Source organism: Streptomyces marokkonensis (assembly GCF_039539045.1).
Classification (GTDB): domain Bacteria; phylum Actinomycetota; class Actinomycetes; order Streptomycetales; family Streptomycetaceae; genus Streptomyces; species Streptomyces marokkonensis.
Window position 1 is genome coordinate 3,038 of record NZ_BAABCQ010000282.1, and the last position, 2,358, is coordinate 5,395.

The 2,358-nt window shown below is 73.4% G+C and carries 2 protein-coding genes and 1 pseudogene; 1 reads left to right on the top strand and 2 read right to left on the bottom strand.

The genetic code is table 11. The features are described from left to right. A partial coding sequence (locus tag ABEA26_RS34695) for a glycoside hydrolase family 3 C-terminal domain-containing protein (protein WP_345597889.1) occupies positions 1–1,518 on the top strand: 1,518 nt, incomplete at its 5' end. Positions 1,519–1,600: 82 nt separating this feature from the next. Here the strand turns inward: ABEA26_RS34695 and ABEA26_RS34700 are convergent. Then, positions 1,601–2,197, bottom strand: a complete 597-nt coding sequence (locus tag ABEA26_RS34700) for a TetR/AcrR family transcriptional regulator (protein WP_345597891.1) — start codon at positions 2,195–2,197, stop codon at positions 1,601–1,603. Positions 2,198–2,207: 10 nt separating this feature from the next. Next, positions 2,208–2,358: pseudogene (locus ABEA26_RS34705) on the bottom strand (glycoside hydrolase family 1 protein); the annotation flags it as partial.

Consider the following 2,358-nt stretch of genomic DNA (forward strand, 5'->3'; position numbering starts at 1 on the left):
GACGGCGCGACGGCCGACGGCGCGACGGCCGACGGCGCGGCGGAAACTCCCTGTGCCGTGACGGAGACTCGCGGCCCCGTGCCGTACGACGAGCACCACCGGCTGGCCCGCGAGGCCGCCGAACGGTGTGTCGTCCTGCTCAGGAACGAGTCGTCACTGCTGCCGCTGGATCCGTCCGCCGGGACGGTGGCCGTGATCGGTGAGCCGGCCCGCACTCCGCGGTACCAGGGTGCCGGAAGTTCCCAGGTCACGCCGACCCGGCTGGACACGGCCCTGGAGTGCCTGCGGGAGTCCGCGCAGGGCGTCCGGGTGGAGTTCGCCGAGGGGTACGGGATGCCGGACGACGAGGACCCGGCCGTACGGGAGGAACTGGCCGCGGACGCCGAGCGGCTCGCCGCCCGCAGCGACACCGTCCTGCTCTTCCTGGGCCTGCCGGCGCAGGAGGAGTCCGAGGGTTTCGACCGCGACCACATCGACCTGCCCGCCACCCAGCTCGCGCTCCTCGACCGGGTGCTCGCAGTCAACCCCCGCGTCGCCGTGGTGCTGTCCAACGGCGGGGTTGTGCGCACGTCCCCCTGGCACGAGAGGGTGCCGGCCCTGGTCGAGGGCTGGCTGCTCGGCCAGGGCGGCGGCAGCGCACTCGCCCGCGTGCTGTACGGACACGTCAACCCTTCCGGCCGGCTCGCCGAGACGATCCCGCTGCGGCTGGAGGACAGTCCGTCCCACCTGTCGTTCCCCGGCGAGGAAGGGCATGTGCGGTACGGGGAAGGCGTGTTCGTCGGGTACCGGGGCCACGACCGGCGCGGCGACGAGGTCGCGTTTCCCTTCGGCCACGGCCTGTCCTACACGTCCTTCGCCCACAGCGGCCTGTCGGCCGTGGCACGGGGCGGTGACGAGGACAAGGACAGCGACGGCGAGGGCGAGGGCGAGGGCGGGTGGGTCGAGGTACGGGTGACGGTCACCAACACGGGTGACCGGCAGGGCCGCGAGGTGGTCCAGATCTACAGCCGGGCGCCCGAGGGCTCCGGGGTCGCCCGCCCGGTACGAGAGCTGCGCGGGTTCGCGACGGTCGACCTGGAGGCCGGTGAGAGCCGCGACGTGCTCGTCGAGATCGACCGCGCCGACCTCGCCCACTACAGCGAGCGGGAGGGCGGCTGGTTCGTGGAGGGCGGGACGTACCGCATCGAGGCGGGCGCCTCCTCCCGCGACATCCGCTGCACCGTGGACCTCCGGGTCGAGGGCGATCCGTCGCGGGCCCGCCTGACCGGGCGGAACACCCTCGGCGAGTGGCTGGCACACCCGGTCGGCGGGCCGCTGCTCCTCGACGCCTTCGCCCGTGGCCGCGGTGCGCGGTCCGGGGCCGGAGCGGACGCGGGGGCGGGGGCGCTGGCCGATCCCGTCATGCGGCGCTTCCTGGCCGGGATGCCGCTGGAGGTCATCGCCGAGTTCCCGCAGAGTCCTGTCCCCCTGTCGCAGGTCCCGGCCCTGTGCGAGCAGGTGGCGGCCGCCCGGGGCTGACGGGTCGGGCGTCGGAGTCGATGTGTGGTGCGGGGAAGGGGGGATGCCCCCTTCCCCGCACCTGTGACGTCGGCCGACTGTGTCAGTCGGCGGTGTCGGCCGGCTTCCGCGAGGGCGGCGCGAGGAGCGCCATCATGTCGTTGATCGGCTCCTCCATGTCCATGGACCGGTCGGTGAGCCACTGCAGTTGCACCCCGTCGGCCACGGCGACGAGGACGACGGCGAGCCGCTCGGGCGTGATGTCCGAGCGGACGGCTCCTTCTTCCATGCGCCGGCGCAGGTACTCGACGATCTCGCCGCGGATCGCGGGATAGCGTTCGCCGAAGTGCGTGTGGGCCGGGTGGCCGGGGTCGCTCGCGGCCGCGGACATCGAGACGAACAGCTCGACGAGCCCGGGTGTGTTCGCGCCCTCCCGGACGATCGCGCGGTAGCTGTCCGGGCCCGTGAGCCGGGGGTGCCGGGTACGGGCGGTGTCGTCCCGGGCACGCAGGACCTGGGTCAGCAGGTCCTCCTTGGACTCGAAGTAGTGCATGAGGCCGGGCAGGCTGAGGTTGCACCGGGCGGCCACCTTGCGCAGGGAGGTACCGCGGTACCCCTCCTGGGCGAAGATCTCCAGTGCCGCCTCGAGGATCTCTCTGCGCTTCGCCTCGCCCTTCTCGTAGGGGCCCCGTTTCGCCATGCGAATCACACTAGCGTGCGGCGACATGGACGTGCCGCGGCCGGTCGGTGCCGCACGGCAGGTGCTGGTCGCGGGCGAGCGAGCCCAGCCAGCGGGCCGACGGCTTCGGCGTACGGGCGAAGGTCACCGGATCGACGGCGACCAGCCCGAAGGTGGGGCGG

Bases quoted from the DNA above. Each gene is read 5' to 3' on its own strand.
- ABEA26_RS34700 (WP_345597891.1), bottom strand. From the start codon at position 2,197: ATGGCGAAACGGGGCCCCTACGAGAAGGGCGAGGCGAAGCGCAGAGAG.